Genomic DNA, 21,026 nt, shown 5'->3' with positions numbered 1-21,026 from the left:
GACGGTGCCGACTACCGGAAGGGGGGCGAAGCCCCCCTCCGGGGAACTGAGCCTGTCGGGGTATCCCGGCGCCGGCCACCGAGCGCGCGGTGCATCGAGGAGTGCTCCGAGCGGCGGCTTCGCCGCCGCCACGACGGGGGGGCATCGGGGGGGTCTTCCGAGACCCCCCCGAAATGACCTAGCGCGGGAAGGCATCGCGGACGCCGCCGTCTACCGTGAGCGTGCAGCCGGTCGTCTTGGCCGCGCGGTCGGAGGCGAGGAAGAGAACCGCCTCGGCGACGTCCTCGGGCAGCACCGAGACCCCGAGGAGGTTCCGCTTGCGATAGAACTCCTCGAGCTGGTCCACCGTGATCCCCTGGGCCCGCGCCCGCTCGCGCCGGATCTCCTCGGACCAGAGGCCCGACTCGCGGAAGACGGCATCGGGGTTCACGATGTTGGCTCGGATCCCGTGGGGGCCGCCCTCGATGGCGGCCACCTTGGCGAGCTGGGCCTCGGCCGCCTTGGCCGCGCTGTAGGCGGCGAAGTCCTTCCCCGGCGACATGACGTTCTTGGTGGCCACGAACACGAGGCTCCCGCCGAGTCCCTGCGCCTTGAGGACCCGGAAGGCCTCGCGGGCGACGAGGAAGTGTCCGCGCGCGTTCACCGCGAAGCTCCGCTCCCAGTCGGCCAGCGCCATCGCGTCGATGGGCGCCGAATGGGCGATCCCGGCGTTCGACACGACGATGTCTAGGCCGCCGTACGTCTCGGCGGCGGCCAGCAGGCCATCCTGGACCGCCTCCTCCGACGTCACGTCCATGTAGACGCCGAGCGCGCGGCCGGGCCCCATTTCGGTCGCGATCTCATGGGCCACTCGGGCGGCGCCCTCCTCGTCGAGGTCCCCGACCACCACGTGAGCCCCTTCGCGCGCGAGGCGGCGGGCGACCACGCGGCCGATGCCGCTGGCCCCTCCCGTGACGAGGGCGATCCGCCGCGCGAGCTCCCTCTCGGGGGCGGCCAGCGTCAGCTTGTAGAGCTCCAGCGGCCAGTACTCGACGCCAAAGGCCTCGGCCCGCGTCAGTGACGCGTACTGGCCGACCGCGGAGGCGGCCCGCAGGACCCAGGCCGTGTGCCGATAGATGTCGGCGACGATCCCCGCCGTCCGCGCGTCCTTGCCACTCGTGAACATTCCGAGACCGGGCAGGAGGATCACGCGCGGGTACGGGTCCCCCAGGCTGGCGCCCTCGAACCGGTGGGCCTCGAAGTCCGCGGTGTACTCGCGCGCGAACGCCTCGATCGCCGGCCGGAGCGCCGCGATCACCGCCTCGGGCGCGGACGGGTCGGCGAGCGGCACGAAGCACGGCAGGCGCTTCGTGAAGAGCGTGTGGTCCGGCGTCGCCGGGCCGATCTGAGTGAGCCCCGCGGCCTCGGGGGCGCTGACGAGCTCGAGGAGGTCGGGGGTGTCGTCGAAGCGGAGAACGACGCGACGATCCCGCCCGATGAGCCCACGCAGCACCGGGGCGACGGCCGTCGCGACCGCGCGGCGGGTGGCGGCGTCCGGCGTCGGGACCGCAGGCGGGCCGAAGACCCGCCGGCCGCGAGCCGCCTCCCGGAGGCGCTGCTCGGCCCGGGTGACGAGGTCGATCGTCCCGAGGTACGCCTCCTTGAGGGTCGCGCCCCACGAGATGAGGCCGTGCTTCTCGAGGACCAGCCCTCGCGTCTCCGGATGGCCCCGGACCGCGTCGGCCACCTCGCGCGAGAGCCCGAAGCCGGGCCGGCGGTAGGAAATGGACACGGCGTCCTTGCCGAAGAGGTCCCGGACCACCCCGGAGCCCCGATCGGTGTTGGTGAGGGCCACGATGGCGTCGGCGTGGGTATGGATGACCGCCTCGAACGGGAGGAATCCGTGAAGGAGCGTCTCGATGGAGGGTCGCGGCGAGCTCGGCTCCTGAAGGCAGCGGGCCAGGTAGTCGACCATCTCCTGGTCGCCCATCTCCTCGCGCGCGAGGAGGGGCCGGACGTCGTCGAGGCGGACCCCGGGGAAGTCTTTGCGGGTGATGCTCTTCAGGTCGGAGCCGCTCCCCTTCACCCGGAGCACCCGGATCGGATGCCCGCGGAGGTCGGGCTCGGTCACCTTGATGGACGTGTTGCCCCCGCCCCAGACGGCGAGCGAGGTCTCCGCCCCGACGAGACGCGAGGCGTAGACCAGAAGATCGAGGGGGTCGAGACCACGGGCGGTCTCGTCGTTCCAGCGACTCTCCATCGCCAAACCCGCGTGGTATCGTAGTCCGCTTCGAGGCTCCGGGTCAACGCCGGCCGGGACCACCGCCGGCTTCGCCGTCGGCCCGCCGCAGCGTGTCAGCGCCGGGGAGACCGGCCTGCCATCCCTCGCTGAACAGGGTCTTGCCACCCCAGTGCTCTTTGAACGGATGCGCCAGCGCCGCCTGCTCGTGAAGCTCCACGCCGAGGCCCGGGCGGTCGGGGACAACGATCTCGCCGCCGACCACCCGGGGACCGCCTTCGACCACCTCGTCGATCCAGGGGGCCTGGGCGACGAAGTACTCCTGGATGAGGAAGTTCGGGATCACGGCGTCGAGCTGCACGGCCGCCCCGGTGCCGATCGGTCCCGAGGCGTTGTGGGGCGCCACCTGGACGTAGGCGACCTCGGCCAGCGCGGCGATCTTCTTCACCTCGGTGAGGCCGCCGGCGTGGCAGAGGTCGGGCTGGATGATGTCGACCGCCTGCCGCGCGAGCAGCTCCTGAAACGCGAACTTCGTGCAGAGCCGCTCCCCGGTCGCCACCGGGATGTCGATGGCCCGCGCGACCTTGACCAGCGCCTCCACGTTCTCGACCGGCACCGGCTCCTCGTAGAAATAGGGGGCGAACGGCGCCAGCCGGCGCGCCATCGCGATGGACCAGGCCGGGGCGAGCCGCCCATGGACCTCGATGCAGAGGTCGACCTCCGGCCCGACCGTCTCCCGGACGGCGGCGACGTTGGCGACCGCCGCCTTCATGGCGGTGCCGGTCAGGGTCATGTCGGCGTCGCCGAAGGGGTCCCACTTGAGCGCCGTGTACCCCTGGGCCACGACCCGGGCCGCCGCCTCGGCGAACTCCGCCGGCGTCGTGCAGCCCCAGTACCAGGCGTTGGCGTATGCGCGGAGGCGCTCGCGCCGCTTGCCGCCCAGGAGCGCGTGGACCGGCACCCCGAGCTTCTTCCCCTTGAGGTCCCAGCACGCCTGGTCGATGGCGCTGATCGCGCTGTTGATGATGAGGTCGTTCCGCCAGTAGCTGTCCCGGTAGAGCCGCTCCCAGAGCGCCTCGGTCCGGAAGGGATCGGCGCCCATGATCCGCCCGCAGGTCTGGCGGAGGCAGGCCTCCACCGCCAGCTCGTTCCACTCCACCGTCCCCTCGCCCACGCCGGTGAGGCCGTCGTCGGCGTAGAGCTTCAGGAACACGAAGCTCCGGTAGCCGTCGTGGACGATGAACGTCCGGAACTCGGCGAGCCGCATCGCGTCCTCAGCGCGGGACGATCTTGGCCTCGAACATCCAGACCTTCTTCCTCGGCGGGGGGCTCACGCCCCCCTCCGATACCTCCCCCGAGAATTGCGCGGCCAAAGGCCGCGCTCGAAGCGGAACCGGCAATCGTCCGCGACCAGTCGAGAACGCGAGAGGAGTCATGCCTGGAATGGGGATCAGCTCACCGCGGCACGATCTTGGCCTCGAACATCCAGACCTTCTCGTCGGCCCGGGGCATCCAGTCGATCCAGTTGGCGACGCCGTAGAGGTCGTGCTGCTGCCACAGGAAGACCCAGGGGACCTCGGCCTGGATGAGCTGCTGGAGCTCGGCCCACGCCAGGAGCCGGTGCTTGGGGTCCACGATGGTGACGGCCTGGGCGATCTTGTCGTCGATCAGCTTGTTGCCGCCGTACGACGAGTAGGTCGGGGCGGCCTGGAAGAGCTGCTCGATCGTGCCCTGAGCCTCCAGCGCCGGGCCCCAGCCGAGGTAGAACATGTCGCCGGTCGTCCGGTTCTTGATCTTGTCGAGGTGAGTCCCCCACTCGTTCACGACCACGTTGACCTTGATGCCGAGCCGCTGGAGCTGGGCGGCGATGGCGAGGGACACGTCCTTGTCGAGGGGATAGCGCCCCGACGGCGTGTCGAGCGTGAGGGCGAGCTTGGCGGGGTCGATTCCCACCTCCTTGAAGAGGGCCTGGGCCCGGGCCGGGTCGTGCTTGATGCACTCCATCTTGGGCGAATAGTCGACGTTGAGCGGCGAGAGCGGCCCGCACATCTTGGAGGCGCGGCCCTTGAGCACCTGCTGGATCAGCTCGTCCACGTTCACGGCGTGGTGGATCGCCCGCCGGACGCGGACGTCCTGGAGCGGACCGGGCTTGAGGTTCACCAGCGCCAGGTAGTTGATCCGCGAGGAGACGGTGGCCCGGACCTTGGCGCGACCGCTCCGGTCGACCATCTCCACCGAGTGCGGCGGGACGTCCTTCATGATGTCGATCTCGCCGGCCAGCAGGGCGGCCAGCCGCGCGCTGAACTCCGGGATGTAGCGGAAGGTGACCCGGCTCACGTCGGGCGCGCCCTGCCAGTAGTCGGCATTCTTCTCCAGAACCAGCCGCTCGTCGCGCACCCACTGCACGAACTTGAACGGACCGGTCCCGATCGGCCTCTGGGCCAGGGCCTGGATCCCCTGCTCCCGGAGGGCCTTGGGCGGCATCGGCAGGAAATCGGTGGCCGCCATCCGGTCGATCAGCCCCGGCCACGGCTTCTCGGTGACGAGGCGCACCGTGTAGTCGTTGACGACCTGGACGTCTTTCACGAGGGCCCAGCGCGGCAGGTAGTGGGACTTGTTGGCCGGGTCCTTGATGTAGTCCATGGTCGCCTTCACCGAGGCGGCGGTGAAGGGCTCGCCGTTGTGGAAGCGGACGCCCTGGCGGAGCGTGAACTCCCAGGTCGTGTCGTTCACGATCTTCCAGCCGGTGGCCAGCATGGGGGCCGGCTTGTAGCTCCGGGGATCCCGATCGACCAGCCGGTCGTACATGTGCTCGACCTGGTTGTTGGTGGTCCAGTCCACGATGGTGTTGGGCAGGAGCGACCGGGGCTCGGCGGCGAAGGCGATGACGATCTCCTTGGTGCGGGAGCGGTCCTGGGCGGACGCCGGGAGGGCCAGGGCGAGGACGAGCAGAGCGAGGACCTTCGGAAGACGCATGGTCGGATATCCTCCTCAGATACGCAACCTGGGGTCGAGCACATCCCGCAGCCAATCGCCGATCAGGTTGACGCCCAGCGCGGTCAGGGCCAGGGCCGCCCCCGGCCAGGCCGCCAGCCACCACGCCACGTAGAGGAAATCGCGCGACTCGGCGAGCATGCTCCCCCAGGCCGGAGTCGGGGGCTGGACGCCGAAGCCGAGGAACGAGATGGCCGCCTCTGCCACGATGAACTGCGAGAACTGGAAGCTGGCCACGATCACGATCGACGGCGCCACGTTGGGGAGGATGTGGCGGAACACGATCCGGTGCCATCCGGTGCCCAGCGCCGCCGCGGCCTGGACGTACTCCCGCTGCTTGACCGACAGCACCTCTCCCCGGACGACGCGAGCATACACGACCCACCCGGCCGCTGACAAACTGATGATGATGTTCCGGAGTCCCAGCCCGACGATGGCGTTGATGGTCAGGGCCAGCAGGATGAACGGGAACGAGAGCTGGACGTCGGCCAGGCGCATGAGCGCGGCGCCGAGCCAGCCCTCGAAGAACCCTGCCACCAGGCCCAGCAGGCCCCCCACCAGCGCGGTGACCAGGACGGTGCAGAGCCCGATGAAGAGGGCGATGCGCGCGCCATAGAGCACGCGGGCCAGGAGGTCGCGGCCGAGCTGATCGGTACCCAGGGGGTGGCCCGGGCTGCCCGGCGGGCGGAGGCTGGCGGCGAAGTCGCCACCCAGGGGGTCGTGGGGGGTCAGGACCGGCGCCAGCAGCGCCGTCCCCACGGCCAGCGTCGCCAGCAGGAGCCCGAGCACACCCAGCCCGTGCCGCCGGAGCCGCCGGCCCGTCATGCGCGGCGGGTCACCCGCGTCCGGGGGTCGAGCCACCCGTAGAGCAGGTCCACGCCGAGGTTGATCAGCGTGTACGTCACCGAGATCACGAACACCGCCGCCAGCACGAGCGGGAAGTCGCGGTTCAGGAGCGCCTGCACCGTGAGCCGCCCAACACCCGGCCAGGCGAAGATCGTCTCGGTGATGACGGCCCCACCCAGCAGCTGACCCGTCTCGAGCCCGGCGAGGGTCACGATCGGGATGGCCGCGTTCTTGAGCGTGTGCTTGCCGACGACCGCGAGCTCGGCGAGCCCCTTGGCGCGGGCGGTCAGGACATACTCCTCGCCGAGCGTGTCGAGGACCGCCGACCGAGTCAGTCGGGCGGTACGGGCGGCGTAGAAGGCGGCCAGGACGACCGCCGGCATCACGTAATGGGCGGGGCCGCCGGTGCCGCCCGTCGGCAGCCAACCGAGGCGCACGGAGAACAGGTAGATCAGCATGAGCCCGAGCCAGAAGCCCGGGATCGCCTGGCCGAGCAGCGCCGCGCCCATCCCGAAGAAGTCCACGACCGTCCCCCGGCGCACGGCCGACCAGACGCCGACCGGGATCGCCAGGCTGAAGGTCAGGCCGAGGGCCACCCCGGCCAGGGCCAGGGTGGCCGGGAGCCGGTCGAGCACGAGCGCGAGGGCGCCCTGGCGGTAGCGCAGGGATTCCCCGAAGTCCCCGCGGGCCGCGGCGGCCACGAAGCGGCCATACTGGAGCGGGAGGGGATCGTTGAACCCGAGCCGTTGACGGAACTCGTTCACGTCTTTGGCCTGGATGTCCATGGGGAGGAAGAGGAGCACCGGGTCGCCACCGAGCCGCACCATGAAGAAGACGGCCGTGAGGGAGAGGAACACGACGAGCACCGTCTGGCCCAACCGGGAGAGGAGGTACGCCCGCATGGCTCCGAACCCTCCGACAACCCTCCTGGGGGTGGGTCTGGGAGGGGGCCCCGACGGGCGAAGCCCGCCCAATCAATGGCCCCCTCCCATGATCTACCGCACCTTCCCACGGGCGGCGACGGGCCACACCACCTCCACCGCGTCGCCCCGGATCCCGTACACCTCGTCGACCATGTTGGTCACCACGCAGCAATGGTTGGGGACCACGTGGACGACGTCGCCCACCGCGGGCCGCTCGGGTGAGCTCGCGAGGTCCACGGTGCCGTGCTCCTCGGAAAGCCCGGTGATGACCGCCCCGGGATACTCCAGGACATGGCCGTAGCCCTTCATCCCGTACTGGTCGGAGGTCAGCACCTTGGTGCCGGCGTCGAGAATCGCCCGGGTCGCCGTGGGCCGGCTGACCACGGTCGTCCGCACGCGCATCGCGCAGTTGTCCCAGGTCGCCGTTTTCGCCAGCTGCACCACCATGGCGTCGTTGTAGACGCAGGTCCCGGCCCGATGCTCGGTGAGCATCGGGACCTTGTCCACCGTGGCCAGGGCGGGCGTCCCGCCGCCCGAGACGATCGGCACCGGGATCCCGGCCTGCTTGAAGAGCGCGAGCGCCCGCTCGAAGAACAGTCGCGTGTCCGGCTCGCGGTTCGGGAACGTCATGAGTCCCTGGAAGTCCATCCGCGGGAGCTTCATGCCGAGCCGGGCCAGCTCGAAGGCCGCCTCCGGCGTCTGGACGCCGTTCCGGCCGAACCCGGTGTCGCACTCGACGAGGAAGCACAGGTCGACGCCGTGGCGCGCGGCGGCCTCCGAGAGCCCGCGGGCGACGGCCTCGTTGTCGAGGACCACGGTCAGGCGGCGCACGCGCTTGGCCTGGGCCATCAGGCGCTCCGTCTTCGAGCGGCCGAGGATGTTGTAGGTGAGGAGGATGTCCTGGGCCACCCCGGCCTCCACGAACACCTCGACTTCGCCGATCTTCTGGCAGGTGATGCCCATGGCGCCGCCCGCCATCTGTCGCCGGCCGATCTCGGGGATCTTGTGCGTCTTGATGTGCGGGCGGTTCCCGACGCCGACCCGATCGAGGTGGGCCTGCACGCGGCGGATGTTGTCCTCCATGATGTCGAGACGGATCGTCACGGCCGGCGTATCGAGGTCACGAATGTCAGTCACGATTCCCTCCTAGCCTGCTGACAGATGCCGCGCTGGGCTGCTCGCCCACGCGTTCCAGACCGAAGCGCTCCGCGCGCGGGCTTTGCCCTCCCAGGATCTAGAGCACCTTGCGGGGGTCCAGGGCGTCCCGCAGTCCATCCCCGATGAAGTTGATGGAGAGCACGGTCAGGAAGATGGCCGTCCCCGGGAAGATGGCCCAGTGAGGCGCGAAGTCCAGGTTGTCCTTGGCGTCGAACAGGATGCGCCCCCAGGTCGGGATGTCCGGCGGAAACCCGAGCCCCAGGAACGACAGGGAGGACTCGGCGATGATGGCAGCCGCCACGTCGAGGGAGCCCGCCACGATGACGGGACCGACCGCGTTCGGGAGGATGTGACGAACGACCTGGCGGAACGTGGGCACGCCGAGCCCCCGGGCGGCCTCGACGAACTCCTTCTCCCGGAGCGAGAGGAACTGGGCCCGGACCAGCCGCGCGACCGGCATCCAGCGGAGCCCGCCGATGACGACGACGATCAGGATGAAGACGCCGGCCTCGGGTCCGAGCGCCTTCTTGAGGACGTCCCGGAACAGGTACACCACCAGGAGCAGGAGCGGCAGCTGGGGAAGGGAGATGAAGAGATCGGTGAGGCGCATGAGCGCGTTGTCCACCGCGCCCCCGAACTGACCCGCGACCGCCCCGATCATGGTCCCCGCGCTGATCGCGATGAGCATGGCCGCCACCCCGACGGCCAGCGAGATGCGCCCGCCGTAGAGCATCCGGGCCAGGAGGTCCTGCCCGAGATCGTCGGTGCCGAACGGGTGCGACTGGGACGGCCCCCGGAGCTTGGCCTTGAAGTCGATCTCGTCGATGGGCACGCGATAGACGAAGGGTCCCGCCAGGACCGCCACCACCATGATCCCGAGCACCACGCCGCCGAGCATCGCCAGCCGGTGCCGCCGGAAGCGCCGGCCGGCCTCGAGCCAGAGGGACTCTTGCCGGCGCGCGACGGTGACCCGGAGTCGGCCGGCGACCGCCTCGGAGACCGCGCCGTCCACCATCAGTTGATCTTGGGGCGGGAGCGCCGGCAGCCTGCCGCTTCCGATCGTCCCCGCCCGGCCGCGTCCCGCGTCAATTCCGTCATCGGCTCTCGGCTCACCGCGGTCGCCGCGTCACCGGTAGGTGATCCGCGGATCCAGCCAGCCGTAGAGCACGTCGGCGATCAGGTTGAAGAGCACGACGAGGCACGAGAAGACGAAGGTGATGGCCATGACGACCGGCGTGTCGTTCGAGAGGATGGCCGCGATCAGAAGCGAGCCGATGCCGGGCACGCGGAAGATCTGCTCGGTGATGACGGCGCCGGTGAAGATGGCGGGGATCTGGAGGGCGACCAGGGTCACCACCGGAATGAGGGCATTCCGGACCACGTGCTTGACGACGGTGGCCCGCTCCGTCAGCCCCTTGGCCCGGGCCGTGTTGATGTAGTCGAGCCGGATCACCTCCAGCACCGAGGAGCGGACGAACCGGGTCAGGGACGCCCCCTGGAAGAGGCCCAGCACCGCGATCGGCATGATGCCCTGCTTCAGGTTCAGCCAGACCCACTGGAGCCCGCTGGCGTGGATGTCCGAGCGGTAGATGAACGGCAGCCAGTCGAGGTAGATGCTGAAGAGCAGGATGAAGAGGAGCCCGGTGAAGAAGGTGGGCAGGGAAAAGCCGATGAAGGCGAGCGTGGTGGCGAGCTGATCGAAGACGGAGTAGGGCCGCACCGCGGAATAGATTCCCACCGGCAGCGCGATGACGAGCCCGAGCAGCTGGGCCAGGCCCAGGACGAACAGGGTGGTGGGTAGGCGCTGGAGGATGAGGGTGTCCACGTTGACGCGGCTCACGAAGGAGAAACCCCAGTCCCCCTTCAGCATCGAGACGAACCAGCGCACGTACCGGACGGCGATGGGGTCGTCGAGACCGAACTGCACCCGGAGGTTCATGCGCACCTCGGGCGGCACGTTGGGGTTGGTGGCGAGCTCCTCGAAGGGATCGCCGGGGGCGAGGGCCAGCACCGTGAAGAGGACGAGGCTGATCCCGACCAGGACCGGGATCGCCGTCAGCAGCCGCCGAACGAGGTAGGTGCGCATGAGAGGGGGAGGGCTACTCCCCCCGTCAGGCCTCGCGGTACCAGTGCGCCAGGTTCCAGAAGCTCGAGTCCCACCCGCTGATCTCGGTTCCCTTGAGCTTGTTGGAGATCCCCGAGATCCAGCTCCGCCAGATGAGCGGCACGACGACGACGTTCTGGACGAGGAGGTCGTTCATGCGGATGAAGAGTCCCGCTCGCTTGACGGGGTCCATCTCGCTGTCGGCCGCCTTCCACAGCCGGTCGTACTCCTCGTTGCGCCAGCGGGTCGTGTTCCGGCCGGCCCACTTGTTTTCCTTGGTGGCGACCTCCCACGAGGCGAACACCTCCATGGATCGCTGGGGATCGACCCCGAACTGCCAGGCATACATCTGGAGGTCGGCCCCGAACTTGCCGATCGTGTCGGGGTTCCCGGGATCCGACCCGAAGAACACGGAGGCGACCACGGTCTTGAGCTCCATGTCGATCCCGGCTTTGGCCGCCGCCTGCTTGATGACCGCCTGCTGCTTCTGGCGCGCGGCGTTGATGGACGTCTGGAACACGAGCTTGAGACGCTTGCCGTCCTTGGACCGGATGCCGTCGGCGCCCCGCCTCCAGCCGGCCTCGTCCAGGATCCTGTTGGCCTTCTCGATGCTGAACTCCCACTTCGTGTTCTTGGACTGAAACCGCGACGGCGCGTTCAGGTAGTTCGCCGTCGCCTGGCCCAGCCGCCCGTAGACCTGCTCCTGGATGGACCCGCGGTCGACGAGGAGGGTCAGCGCCTGTCGGACCGCGGGATCGGACAGCAGCGGGTGCCTCGTCTTGACGCTCGACCGCTCGCCGTCGACCTCCGTCCAGGGATCGGTCTGGTTGACGTTGACGTGCTCGATGTTGCCCGACTGCACCATGTCCACCCGGCCTTTGCCGCCCTGCTCCATTCGCTTGAGGATGTCGTCTTCGACCTGGAGATTCCAGGCGAAGTCGTACTCCCCGGTCTGGATGACCGCCCGCGCCGCCGACACCGCGTCCCCGCCCCCCTTCATCTCGATCCGGTCGAAGAAGGGCCAGTTGGGAACGTGATAGTTCGGGTTCAGCTCGGCCCGCACGACGTCGTTCGGCTTGAAGTCGACGTAGCGATAGGGCCCGGTGCCGACCGGCTTGAGGTTGCCCGGCGCCTCCCGCGACTTCGCGCCCTTGAAGGGCTCGAACAGGTGCCGGGGCAGGATGTGCCCGGCCGTTCCGCAGAAGGCGATCGGCCAGAAGGGCATGGGGTTCTTGAAGACGACCTTGACCGCGTGGGAGTCGAGCTTGTCCACCCGGGCGATGTCCCGGTACTGGCCGTGGGTGGTGGCCGCCGTCGCGGGATCGGCCGCGAATTCCCAGGTAAAGATGACGTCGTCGGCGGTGAAGGGCTTGCCGTCATGCCACTGGACGCCCCGCTTGAGCTTCCAGGTGACCGACAGGCCGTCCTTCGCGACCGCACCGTTCTGGAGGCTCGGCACCTCGGCGGCCAGGATCGGCACCAGGTTGCCATCGGGGTCGAAGGCCGCCAGCGGCTCGCTGAAGAGCCGCGAGCCGTCGTTGTCCTTCACGCCGACCGCGAGGTGGGAGTTCAGGATGCTGACCGCCTGCCACCAGAGCACGCGGAGCTCGCCGCCGCCGCCCCGCCGGGTCGGCGTGAAGGCCGGCTTCGGCTGGGCCTGGGCCACCCCGGCCGCCGACAGCATCTGGGCGCCCATCGGCGCCGTGAGCCCGAGACCGAGCATCATCCGGGTGAACTGCCGGCGGCTCAGCGTCCCGTCCTTGACCCGATCGATCCAGGCGCGCAGCTCGCGCTCGTCCATGGGATGCCTCCCTGTGGCCTCAGCCTTCGCGGTACCAGAACGCCAGTTGCGCGACGCCCGAGTCCCAGCCGCTGATCTCGGTGCCCCGCAGCCGATGCGAGATCGCCTGGAGCCGGTTTCGCCAGAGGACCGGGATGACGACCACGTTCTGGGTCAACAGGTCGTTCATCCGCACGAACATCGCGGCGCGCTTGACGGGGTCCATCTCGCTCTCGGCCGCGCTCCAGAGCCGGTCGTACTCCTCGTTGCGCCACCGGGTGACGTTCCGCCCGGCCCACTTGTTGGCCTTGGCGGCGATCTCGGTGGAGACGAACTGATGCATGAAGAGCTGGGGGTCGGGCGACGTCATCGTGGTGTTGTACATCTGGAGGTCGGCGTAGAAGTGCGGGTGGGTATCGGGGTTGCCGGGGTCCGAAGCGAAGAAGACCGACGCCACCACCGCCTTCAGCTCGACCTCGATCCCGGCCTTCGCGCACGCTTGCTTGACGATGGCCTGGTTCTTCTGGCGAGGCGCGTTGATCGAGGTCTGGTACACGACCCGGAGCCGCTTCCCGTCCTTGACCCGCACGCCGTCCGGGCCGCGCTTCCAGCCGCCAGCGTCGAGGATCTGGTTGGCCTTGTCGACGTTGAACTCCCACCGCAGGTTCTTCGACGCGAACCGGGACGGGGCGTTGAGGAAGTTGGCGGTCGCCTGCCCGCCGCGCCCGTAGATCTGCTCCTGGACCGTCGCGCGATCGACCAGCAGGTTCAAGGCCGATCGCACCGCCGGGTCGGTCAGGAAGGGATGGGTAGTCCGGGCGCTCGCCCGCTCGCCGTCGACCTCCTTCCACGGGTCGCTCTGGTTGAGCTGGATGTGCTCGATGTTGCCGGTGGGCGAGATGTCGATCCGGCCCTTTCCGCCCTGCTCCATGCGCCGCAGGATGTCATCCTCGACCTGCATGTTCCAGGCGAAGTCGAACTCGCCGGTCTGGAGGACGGCGCGGGCCGCCGACACGGCGTCGCCACCCCCCTTGAGCTCGAGCTGGTCGAAGAACGGCCAGTTGGGAACGTGGTAGTGGGGGTTCAGCTCGGCCCGGACCGTGTCGCCGGGCTTGAACTCGACGAGCCGGTAGGGCCCGGTGCCGACGGCCTTGAGGTTGGCTGGGGCCTCCCGCGACTTCGCCCCCTTGAACGGCTCAAAGACGTGCCGGGGGATGATCTGGCCGGTGTTGCCGCAGAAGGCGTCGGCCCAGAAGGGGGTCGGCTTCTTGAAGACGAGCTTCACCGTGTAGGGGTCGAGCTTGTCGACCCGGGCGATCTCCCGGTACGGCCCCGACCACACCGTCGACGTCGCCGGGTCGGCTGCGTACTCCCAGTTGAAGAGGATGTCGTCGGCCGTGAAGGGCCTGCCGTCGTGCCACTGCACGCCCCGCTTCAGCTTCCACGTCACCGACAGCCCGTCCTTCGCCACCGTGCCGTTCTCCACGCTCGGCAGGTCGGCGGCGAGGACCGGGTAGAGGTTGCCATCGAGGTCGAACGAGGCGAGTGGCTCGTAGAAGAGCCGCGAGCCGTCCTGGTCCTTGGTGCCGTTGGCGAAGTGCGGGTTGAGCAGGGTCGGCGCCTGCCACCACAGGACCTTGAGCTGGCCGCCGCCGCCCCGCCGGGTCGGCGTGAAGGCCGGCTTCGGCTGGGCCTGGGCCGCCCCGGCCGCCGATAGCATCTGGGCGGCCATCGGCGCCGTGAGCCCGAGACCGAGCATCATCCGGGTGAACTGGCGGCGACTGATCGACCCATCCCTGACGCGATCGAGCCATTCCCGGAGCTCGCGCTCGTCCATGATCCTGGCCTCCATCCCCGAGGGCTCGGGCTGGTTGGCTGGAAACGCTTTGGTGCGGCGATCTTAGCGTGGGCTCCGCCCGAGGGTCAAGGCCGCCACGGCCGGTTCGGCGCCGCGGCGCGCCCGAGCGGGGCCCCGGACCTCGCCGCCCGCCGGTTGGCTATTGACAACCTCCGGTGGCGCGGCCATACTCCCGCCGTCTTCTCCCTTGGTCGGGCGGGGAATGGAAAAGCGACTGCTCATTACCGGCGCCGGCGCCGGCGCGAGCAACAACCTGATCCGCAGCCTGAGGGCCGCGGATCGGTCCCTCTTCCTCGTCGGCTGCCATCACGATCGATTCCTCCTCAAGAAGTCGTCGGCCGATCGGAACTATCTCGTTCCCCGACCCGCGCAGCCGGGCTATCGCGAGAGCCTCCAGCAGGTCATGGCCGGCGAGCGGATCGACCTGCTCATCCCCAACAGTGACGCGGACGTCCGGGTGGCCTCGAGGCTGCGGGAGGAGCTCCCCTGCCGTCTCTTCCTGCCCCGACCGGCGGTCATCGCGCTGTGCCAGGACAAGTACGACCTCACGACCTTTCTCCGATCCCGGGGGCTTCCCGCGCCGGCCACCTACCCGGTCACCGACCTGGACGGTATCGACGAGCTCTTCGGACGACTGTCGCCGTCCTCGCGGGTGTGGTGCCGGATTCGGACCGGCAGCGGCTCGATGGGGGCGACCCCGATCAAGACCGCCGAGCAGGCCCGGGCCTGGATCGGCTACTGGGCCGACATGCGGGGGGTGCCGGCCACCGACTTCACCCTCTCCGAGTACCTGCCCGGCCGGGACTTCGCGTGCCAGAGCCTCTGGAAGGACGGCGACCTCGTCCTCATCAAGACCACCGAGCGTCTGTCCTACCTCGGCGGCGGAGCCGGACCCAGCGGGGTCTCCTCCGTCGGGGCCCTCCACAAGACCGTCTACGAGCCGCGCGTGGTCGAGGTGAGCGCGGGCGCCATCCGAGCGCTGGATCCGGAAGCCACCGGCGCTTTCAGCGTGGACCTCAAGGAGGACGCCAGCGGGACCCCGTGCATCACGGAGATCAACGTCGGACGGCTCCTGTCGGGAACGACCATCTTCGATCTCACCGGCAAGCACAACATGGCCCTCACCTATGTCCGCCTGGCGTTCGGGGAGCCGGTGGACATCGGAGAGGCGTACGATGTGGTCGAGGACTACTACATGGTGCGTGACCTCGACACGCTGCCCGACCTGTTCCACGCCGACCAGTTCTTCGAGGGAATCGTGGAGTCCCGCGCCGATCCGTCTAACTGAAGGGAGGAGACGCCATGCCGGGAGCCGTAGACGACGACCACATCCACATCGTCGAGGTCCGACTCGCGGGCGCGAAGAGCAAGGAGGAGATCGAGAAGTTCAACGCGGACCTGAAGGATCTGGTCGAGAAAAGATACAAGGGACGCGTGGAGCTCAAGCGGCGTCAGAGGAAGTCGCAGATGTTCAACGACCTCAAGGGCAAGGATGCCAAGAGCTAACCCGCGGTGGAGCCCGAAACGGACGAGCCTGTCCAGGACATCCGGATCACGGCCAGCCTCAACCGCAACGCCGTCGAGGCCCTGCGCCTGGAGATCCGCCGCCTCGCCAAGCGCCATGGCCTCGAGATCGAGGAGCTGCGCACCGAGCGGGTAGAGGGCGAGACCTGAGTCAGTCGTTCGGCTCGCCGGCCGCCCGCTCCAGCCACCACCGCATGTCCATCTGGTGGAAGAGGGCGGTGGCGCTGGCGCGGTGGGTGGCGGAGCGCGGGGGATCGGCCGTCCGGCGGTAGAGCCGGCTGAGACCGAGGTGGCAGTGGGCCTGGAGCGGCCGCATCCCCAGTTCCTCGGCCAGCCCCAGCGCTTGACGGTACCCCGCCTCCGCCTGCCCGGCGTCGAGCGGCTCACCCGTCGAGGTGAGGTCGGCGATGAGCCGGAGCGCCCAGGCTTCGTGGCCGCGCTCCTGGTGGCCGCGGGCGAGCTCCAGGGCCGTCCGGGCGAGTCCCAGCGCTTCCGCCTCCCGCCCCGTTGCCCGGTATCCCTCACTCAGCCACCCCACCCGCAGGGATTGGCCGACCATGAACTGCCCGGTGGCGGCCGCCTCGACGCCCTGCTCCAGGAGCGGGAGAGCCTCGACGAGCCGCCCCTGCAGCGCGTAGGCATGGCCCAGCGCCGACACGATGTTGGGCCGCCACACGGTGATGCCCCACCGGTGACTCAGCTCCAGGGCTCGCTCGAGCACGGGGGTGGCCCGCGCCAGGTCGCCCTGGTGCAGATACAGCCGCCCGATCCCCGTATAGGCCACGGTGAGGCTCATCGGATGGTCGACGGACTCGGCGATGTGCGCGCCCTCTTCCCCGCGAACGCGTCCCTCCTCGAACTCGCCGAGCTCGGCCAGGCACCAGACCAGCCAGGTGCGCGAGTGGACGGACGGGAGCTGGGCCATGTCGAACGACACCCGGCTCAGGTCGCCGGCGAGGGCCTCCACGTTCCACCGCAGGAAGTCGATCGCCCGTCGGTAATCGCCCCGTCCGTGGTAGATGAGACCCAGGTAGGTGTGGGTCACGACCTGTAGCGGGAAATCCTCGAGCTCCCGCGCGAGGGTGAGGGCGCGCTGGCCAGCCTCGATGGCGCGGCTCTGATCCCCCATCAGCCTGAAACAGTCGCTGAGATAGGCCTCGATCCGCCCCAGGCGGGGACGATCGCCAAGCGTGGTGGCGAGACCCTCCGCCTCCCGCAGGGCGTCGTAGATCCGCCCGAATTCGCCGAGCGGCAGCAAGGCCGTGCGGAGGTCGAGCCGAAGATCGATGGCCTGCTCGGTCGCCGGCTGGCCGGCGGGCAGTCGCTTCAGCGACTCCAGCGCCTGCTCGAAGTAGACCGCCGCCTCGCGGTGGGCCGAGCGGGCGACGGCCTTGGCGCCGGCCTGGCGCAAGTAGACCACGGCCTTGTCCCACGCCTCGGCCCGGAGCGCGTGGTGGGCGAGCCGCTCGATGTGCTCCGACAGCCGGCCGGCGTGGAGCCGCTCGATGGTCTCCACGATCCGCCCGTGAAGGTCGCGCCGCGGGCCGGGGAGGAGGCTGCCGTAGGCGACCTCGTGGGTCAGCGCGTGCTTGAAGGTGTACTCGACCTCGGGTCCGGGACTCGTCTCGACCAGGAACTCCGCCGCCCTGAGGCGCCGGAGCCCCTGTCCGAGCGCGTCGGCGGGCAGCGTGGCGATCGCCTCGACCAGGGAAACGGGCACGTCCTTGCCGATAACGGAGGCTTCCTGGAGAAGACCCTTGTCTTCCAGGCTGAGGCGATCGATCCGGGCCAGGATGACCTCTTCGATGGTGTCCGGGACGCTCGAGTCGACGGCGAATCCCCCCTGCTCCCGGACGGCCCGGGCCAGCTCCTCCAGGAAGAAGGGGTTCCCCTCGGCCTTGGCCAGGATCAGCCGCCCGACCGAGTCGGGCACCTCGTCCACTCCGAGGACCGACCGGACCACGCTCAGGCTCTCCTCGGCCGCGAGCGGCTGCAAGGCCATCTGGGTCGCGTACGACTTCTCGATCCAGGGCGGCCGATAGCCGGGCCGGTACGTCGTGACCAGCAGGATCCGGCTGCCCGGCACCATCTCGACGAGGGACGCCAGGAGCTCCTCGGACGTCTGGTCGACCCAGTGCAGATCCTCCATGACGATGATGAGCGGGGCATTCCGGCTGCGCCGGAGACTCACCTGCCGGAGGATGTCGAACGTACGCGCCTTGACGGCCTCGGGGCTCAGCGTGGCCAGCCGGTGCGTCTCCCGTTTCAGACCCAGGAGGTCCAGGAGATACGGCGCGGCCTCGGCCGGATCGATCCCCAGCGCGTCGAGGCTTCCGTGGATCCGCGCGCTCATGACCTCGGGCGGATCGGTCTCGGCGAGGCCGCAGCTCGCGCGAAGGATGTCGAGCACCGGAAGATACGGGATCGTGCTCCCGTAGGCGACGCAACGGCCTTCCAGGTACGTCACCTCGTGGCCGGCCAGGGCCTGTCGCGACTCGAAGAGCAGCCGGGATTTGCCGATGCCCGGCTCCCCGACGATCCCGACGACCTGGCCCTGTCCCCGCATCGCGGACTCGAGGCGGTTTTTCAGGAGCTCCAGGTCGTGCTGCCGTCCGACGAAGCGGGCCATCTGCCCCCCTGGCCTGAGCCCGGTGCGCTCGAGGCCCACCAGCCGGGACGCCTCCCGGGTCGGCGCAACGGGGCCCGCGCGGGCCAGCTCGAAGCGACGGTCGAGGAAGGCCGCCGCGGTCCTGCTGACCAGGGTCGTGTCCAGCTCGGTGTCCCGGACCAGCTCTTCCAGGATCGCCCAGGCCTCGCGCTTGGCGTCGTGGTCGATCATCGTGGCGTCGCCCAGGCGCCCCAGCATGAACTGTCCCACGTGGATCGCCATCTTGACCCCGAGTCCGCCGCCGCCGCCCGCGACACGCTCCGCGGCCTTCTGGATCGCGATCGCGGCGAGCGCGGCGCGCGCCGGGGCGTCCTCCACCGGCTCCAGCCCGAAGGCGGCCACGATGCCGGCGGGACTGAGCTCCTGGATCCGCCCCCCGAAGCTCTGCACCTTCTCGACCAGGAGCGCCGGGACTCGGCTGAGGTCCGTGGCGGGATCCGCCGGCCCCGGCATGACCACGCTGACGCGGAGGAGCGCGAGGCGGCGGCGCTCCCACCGCACCACCGTCGGCGCGGGCGGCTCCATCGGCACGGTGGCCCGCGGCGGCGTCGCCGGCGCCGCGGCGGGCTCGGCTCGCTCCCGGCGGTGCGGCGCCGCGGTCCCCCGCCCCAGCCCGTACTTCTCGATCCGGTAGCGCAGCGTGTTCCGCGGCAGCCCCAGCCGCGCCGCCGCCCGGGAAATGTTCCAGTGCGTCGCCTCCAGCGCCTTCAGCAGATGCGCCCGCTCCACCTCTCCCACCGTGTCGTCCAGCGACGCGGTCCGCTCGGCCGGCGGGGCCGCCATGTCCGGCGCCGCCGGCGCTCCCACCGGCAGCCCCAGCCCTTCGGGCGTCACCTCCTCGCCCTCCGACAGCAATGCCACCCGCTCCATGGCGTTGATCAGCTCCCGCACATTCCCCGGCCACCGGTAGGCCGCCAGCGCCCCCCGCGCCGCCCCCGTCAGCCGCTTCACCGGCAGCCCGTAGTCGGCACACGCCCGCGCCAGAAAATGCTCGGCCAGCACTCCGACGTCCCCGCCCCGGTCCCGCAGCGGCGGCAGCCAGAGCGTCAGCACCGCCAGCCGGTGATAGAGGTCCTCCCGGAAGCGTCGCTCCCGCGTCGCCGTCAGCAGGTTCTCGCTCGTCGCCGTCAGCACCCACACGTCCACCGGCTCGCTCCGCGTGCTCCCCAGCCGCCGTACCGCGCGCTCCTCGATCACCTTCAACAGCTTGGCCTGCAGTCCCTCGGGCAGCAGCCCCACCTCGTCCAGGAACAGTGTTCCGCGATGCGCCGCCTGAAAGAGGCCCCGCTTGGCCTGCCGCGCGTCGGTGAATGCTCCTCGCTCGAACCCGAACATCTCCGACTCGAGCAGCGTCTCCGGGATCGCCGCGCAGTTGACGTCCACGAACGGGGCCGACGCCCGCGGGCCTGCCTGGTGCAGCGCCCGCGCCACCAACCCCTTGCCCGTCCCCGTCTCCCCCTGGATCAGGATCGGAGGCAGCCGGCGGGCGTCGGACTGGCGCTGGAGCAACCGTCCGATCGTCTCCCGGATCGCGATCATCTCCGGGCTTTCCCCAATCAGCTCCGCGAGGGGGTCCATGGCGGGTCAATCTTACTCCTCTCCGCCAGAGGTTGTTCCCCCGTACTTGTTGCCCTTCTCCATTGCGCCTCGTTGCTCCCCCGTTCGGCACAATCGCCGAAATTCGGGCACCTCGGACTGCCGAATGCTCCGGCGTCACGCCCAAGTGGCGATTTTTGCGCGCCTCGGCGATGGCACTGCCGTTGCGTCTCTCTTGCCGCTCAGTGAGAAGCCGGACAGGTCCGAAGCGGGCCGGTCCAGCCGGGGAGGGAGTCATGAGTCCGACATGGATCGATCGACGGTGCTCCGAGGCGCTCGTGGCCACGCTGGTCGTGGTGGCGCTCACGGTGGCGGGGCCGACCCAGGCCGACAGCGCCAGGCTGACCCGCGAGAGTCCCTGGGCGGCCCACGTCCGCACGGTGGATTCGGCGCTCGCCGCCCGCGACATCGGCGCCGCCGAGCGGGCATGGCATGCAGCCTACCTGGCGGCGCTCGGCAGCTGGCGCTGGGAGGGGATGGTCGAGGTCGGCGATGCCGCGGTGCGGATCGGAGAGGCATCGCGCCTGCGCCAGTCCGCCAACGCCAAGGCCCGCAACCTCTACGTGTCCGCTCTCTTCCGCGCGCGACAGCAGGATTCGCTCGAGGGCGTGCTCCGCGTGGCCGAGGCCTTCGCGGCGCTGGGCGATCGGGAGGTCGTCGCGCAGTGTGTCCGCATCGCGCTGCGTCTCGCCGCGCAGGACCCCGAGGCGCAGGCCGACGTGCGGGCCTTCGTGGCGCGCCTCGGGGATCCCTATTTCGCAGCGGGCCAGCCGGGGCGCTGATGAGCTCGCGCCCGATCACGCGACCGCTCGACTCGACGGCGATGAGCGGATCGCTGGCGATGCTCTCACCCGAGCGGCCGGGGCTCCTCGTCGCGCTCGGAGTGCTCGGTGAACGGTCCGTGAAGCACGTCGAGCGGCCCGTTCCCCGTCTTCCGCCTCATCGACCCGGCTCCGGCGTGAGGGGCGCGGGCGGGCTGCCGTCGGTCACCGCGAACCGGTGACGATGGCCGGCTCCGTCCACCTCGCCCCGGACGTGGAACCCCGAAGGGCGCACCGGGAGGCCGACGCACTCGGTGTGGGGGGCGCCGGGGGCGAGGTCGAGGGGGAGCCGGCGTCCGGCGGTCTCCGTGGCGCCAGTCGGGTCGCTCTCGACGCTGAGACGCAGCGTGTGGAGCGGGTAGAGCGCGACGAACCCGGGGCCGGGATTCCATAGCGTCAGGCACGCCTGCCACCGCCCCTCCGGGTCCGGCGGAGCCAGCTCGGCGGTCGCCTCGAGCGTGTCGACGCCGGGCGGCGCCGCGGGCGTGACCCGGTACACGAGGTGGGCCGCGGTCGACCGCTCCACCCGGAACGTG

16 protein-coding genes are annotated in these 21,026 nt (G+C 70.1%); 4 read left to right on the top strand and 12 right to left on the bottom strand.

The window, feature by feature from the left end:
- Window positions 1–178: 178 nt before the first annotated feature.
- From rhaD to VGW35_23675, 10 genes are all read right to left on the bottom strand, one after another.
- Entirely contained in the window at window positions 179–2,239 is a 2,061-nt protein-coding gene (gene rhaD, locus VGW35_23720) for a bifunctional rhamnulose-1-phosphate aldolase/short-chain dehydrogenase (protein HEV8310683.1), read from the bottom strand.
- Window positions 2,240–2,282: 43 nt separating this feature from the next.
- A complete protein-coding gene (gene dgoD, locus VGW35_23715; GenBank protein ID HEV8310682.1) occupies window positions 2,283–3,485 on the bottom strand; it encodes a galactonate dehydratase in 1,203 nt (400 codons plus the stop codon).
- Between the two features lie 188 nt (window positions 3,486–3,673).
- The gene (locus VGW35_23710) at window positions 3,674–5,194 is read right to left on the bottom strand and encodes an ABC transporter substrate-binding protein (protein ID HEV8310681.1); all 1,521 of its coding nucleotides are present in this window, start codon (window positions 5,192–5,194) and stop codon (window positions 3,674–3,676) included.
- 15 nt (window positions 5,195–5,209) lie between these two features.
- Window positions 5,210–6,037, bottom strand: a complete 828-nt coding sequence (locus VGW35_23705) for an ABC transporter permease (protein ID HEV8310680.1) — start codon at window positions 6,035–6,037, stop codon at window positions 5,210–5,212.
- Window positions 6,034–6,960, bottom strand: a complete 927-nt coding sequence (locus VGW35_23700) for an ABC transporter permease (GenBank protein ID HEV8310679.1) — start codon at window positions 6,958–6,960, stop codon at window positions 6,034–6,036. The genes VGW35_23705 and VGW35_23700 overlap by 4 nt, the downstream gene beginning before the upstream one ends.
- 93 nt (window positions 6,961–7,053) lie before the next feature.
- Window positions 7,054–8,118, bottom strand: coding sequence for an alanine racemase (locus VGW35_23695; protein HEV8310678.1), 1,065 nt, complete (start codon window positions 8,116–8,118; stop codon window positions 7,054–7,056).
- Between the two features lie 97 nt (window positions 8,119–8,215).
- On the bottom strand, window positions 8,216–9,154 hold the full coding sequence (locus VGW35_23690) for an ABC transporter permease (GenBank protein HEV8310677.1): 939 nt from the start codon (window positions 9,152–9,154) through the stop codon (window positions 8,216–8,218).
- Between the two features lie 111 nt (window positions 9,155–9,265).
- On the bottom strand, window positions 9,266–10,225 hold the full coding sequence (locus VGW35_23685) for an ABC transporter permease (GenBank protein ID HEV8310676.1): 960 nt from the start codon (window positions 10,223–10,225) through the stop codon (window positions 9,266–9,268).
- A gap of 25 nt (window positions 10,226–10,250) precedes the next feature.
- On the bottom strand, window positions 10,251–12,044 hold the full coding sequence (locus VGW35_23680) for a peptide ABC transporter substrate-binding protein (protein HEV8310675.1): 1,794 nt from the start codon (window positions 12,042–12,044) through the stop codon (window positions 10,251–10,253).
- A gap of 19 nt (window positions 12,045–12,063) precedes the next feature.
- Window positions 12,064–13,860, bottom strand: a complete 1,797-nt coding sequence (locus VGW35_23675) for a peptide ABC transporter substrate-binding protein (protein HEV8310674.1) — start codon at window positions 13,858–13,860, stop codon at window positions 12,064–12,066.
- Between the two features lie 223 nt (window positions 13,861–14,083).
- On the opposite strand from VGW35_23675, the gene VGW35_23670 reads away from it, so the two are divergent.
- Genes VGW35_23670 through VGW35_23660 form a run of 3 tightly spaced genes read left to right on the top strand, consistent with a single transcriptional unit; the run spans window position 14,084 to window position 15,555 of the window.
- The gene (locus VGW35_23670) at window positions 14,084–15,169 is read left to right on the top strand and encodes a hypothetical protein (GenBank protein ID HEV8310673.1); all 1,086 of its coding nucleotides are present in this window, start codon (window positions 14,084–14,086) and stop codon (window positions 15,167–15,169) included.
- A gap of 14 nt (window positions 15,170–15,183) precedes the next feature.
- Window positions 15,184–15,387 (top strand): hypothetical protein, encoded by a 204-nt coding sequence (locus VGW35_23665; protein ID HEV8310672.1) that lies wholly within the window; start codon window positions 15,184–15,186, stop codon window positions 15,385–15,387.
- Between the two features lie 6 nt (window positions 15,388–15,393).
- A complete protein-coding gene (locus VGW35_23660) occupies window positions 15,394–15,555 on the top strand; it encodes a hypothetical protein (GenBank protein ID HEV8310671.1) in 162 nt (53 codons plus the stop codon).
- 1 nt (window position 15,556) lies between these two features.
- Here the strand turns inward: VGW35_23660 and VGW35_23655 are convergent, their stop codons facing one another.
- The gene (locus VGW35_23655) at window positions 15,557–19,651 is read right to left on the bottom strand and encodes a sigma 54-interacting transcriptional regulator (GenBank protein HEV8310670.1); all 4,095 of its coding nucleotides are present in this window, start codon (window positions 19,649–19,651) and stop codon (window positions 15,557–15,559) included.
- A gap of 254 nt (window positions 19,652–19,905) precedes the next feature.
- Between VGW35_23655 and VGW35_23650 the strand changes: the two genes are divergently transcribed.
- A complete protein-coding gene (locus tag VGW35_23650) occupies window positions 19,906–20,451 on the top strand; it encodes a hypothetical protein (GenBank protein ID HEV8310669.1) in 546 nt (181 codons plus the stop codon).
- 157 nt (window positions 20,452–20,608) lie between these two features.
- Here the strand turns inward: VGW35_23650 and VGW35_23645 are convergent.
- Window positions 20,609–21,026: hypothetical protein (locus VGW35_23645; GenBank protein HEV8310668.1), on the bottom strand; the 418-nt coding region annotated here is incomplete at its 5' end.

Source organism: Candidatus Methylomirabilota bacterium (assembly GCA_036005065.1).
Taxonomy (GTDB): domain Bacteria; phylum Methylomirabilota; class Methylomirabilia; order Rokubacteriales; family DASRDR01; genus DASYQW01.
The sequence above is the reverse complement of the archived record's forward strand: the minus strand, read 5'-3'. Positions and strand labels throughout refer to the sequence as shown.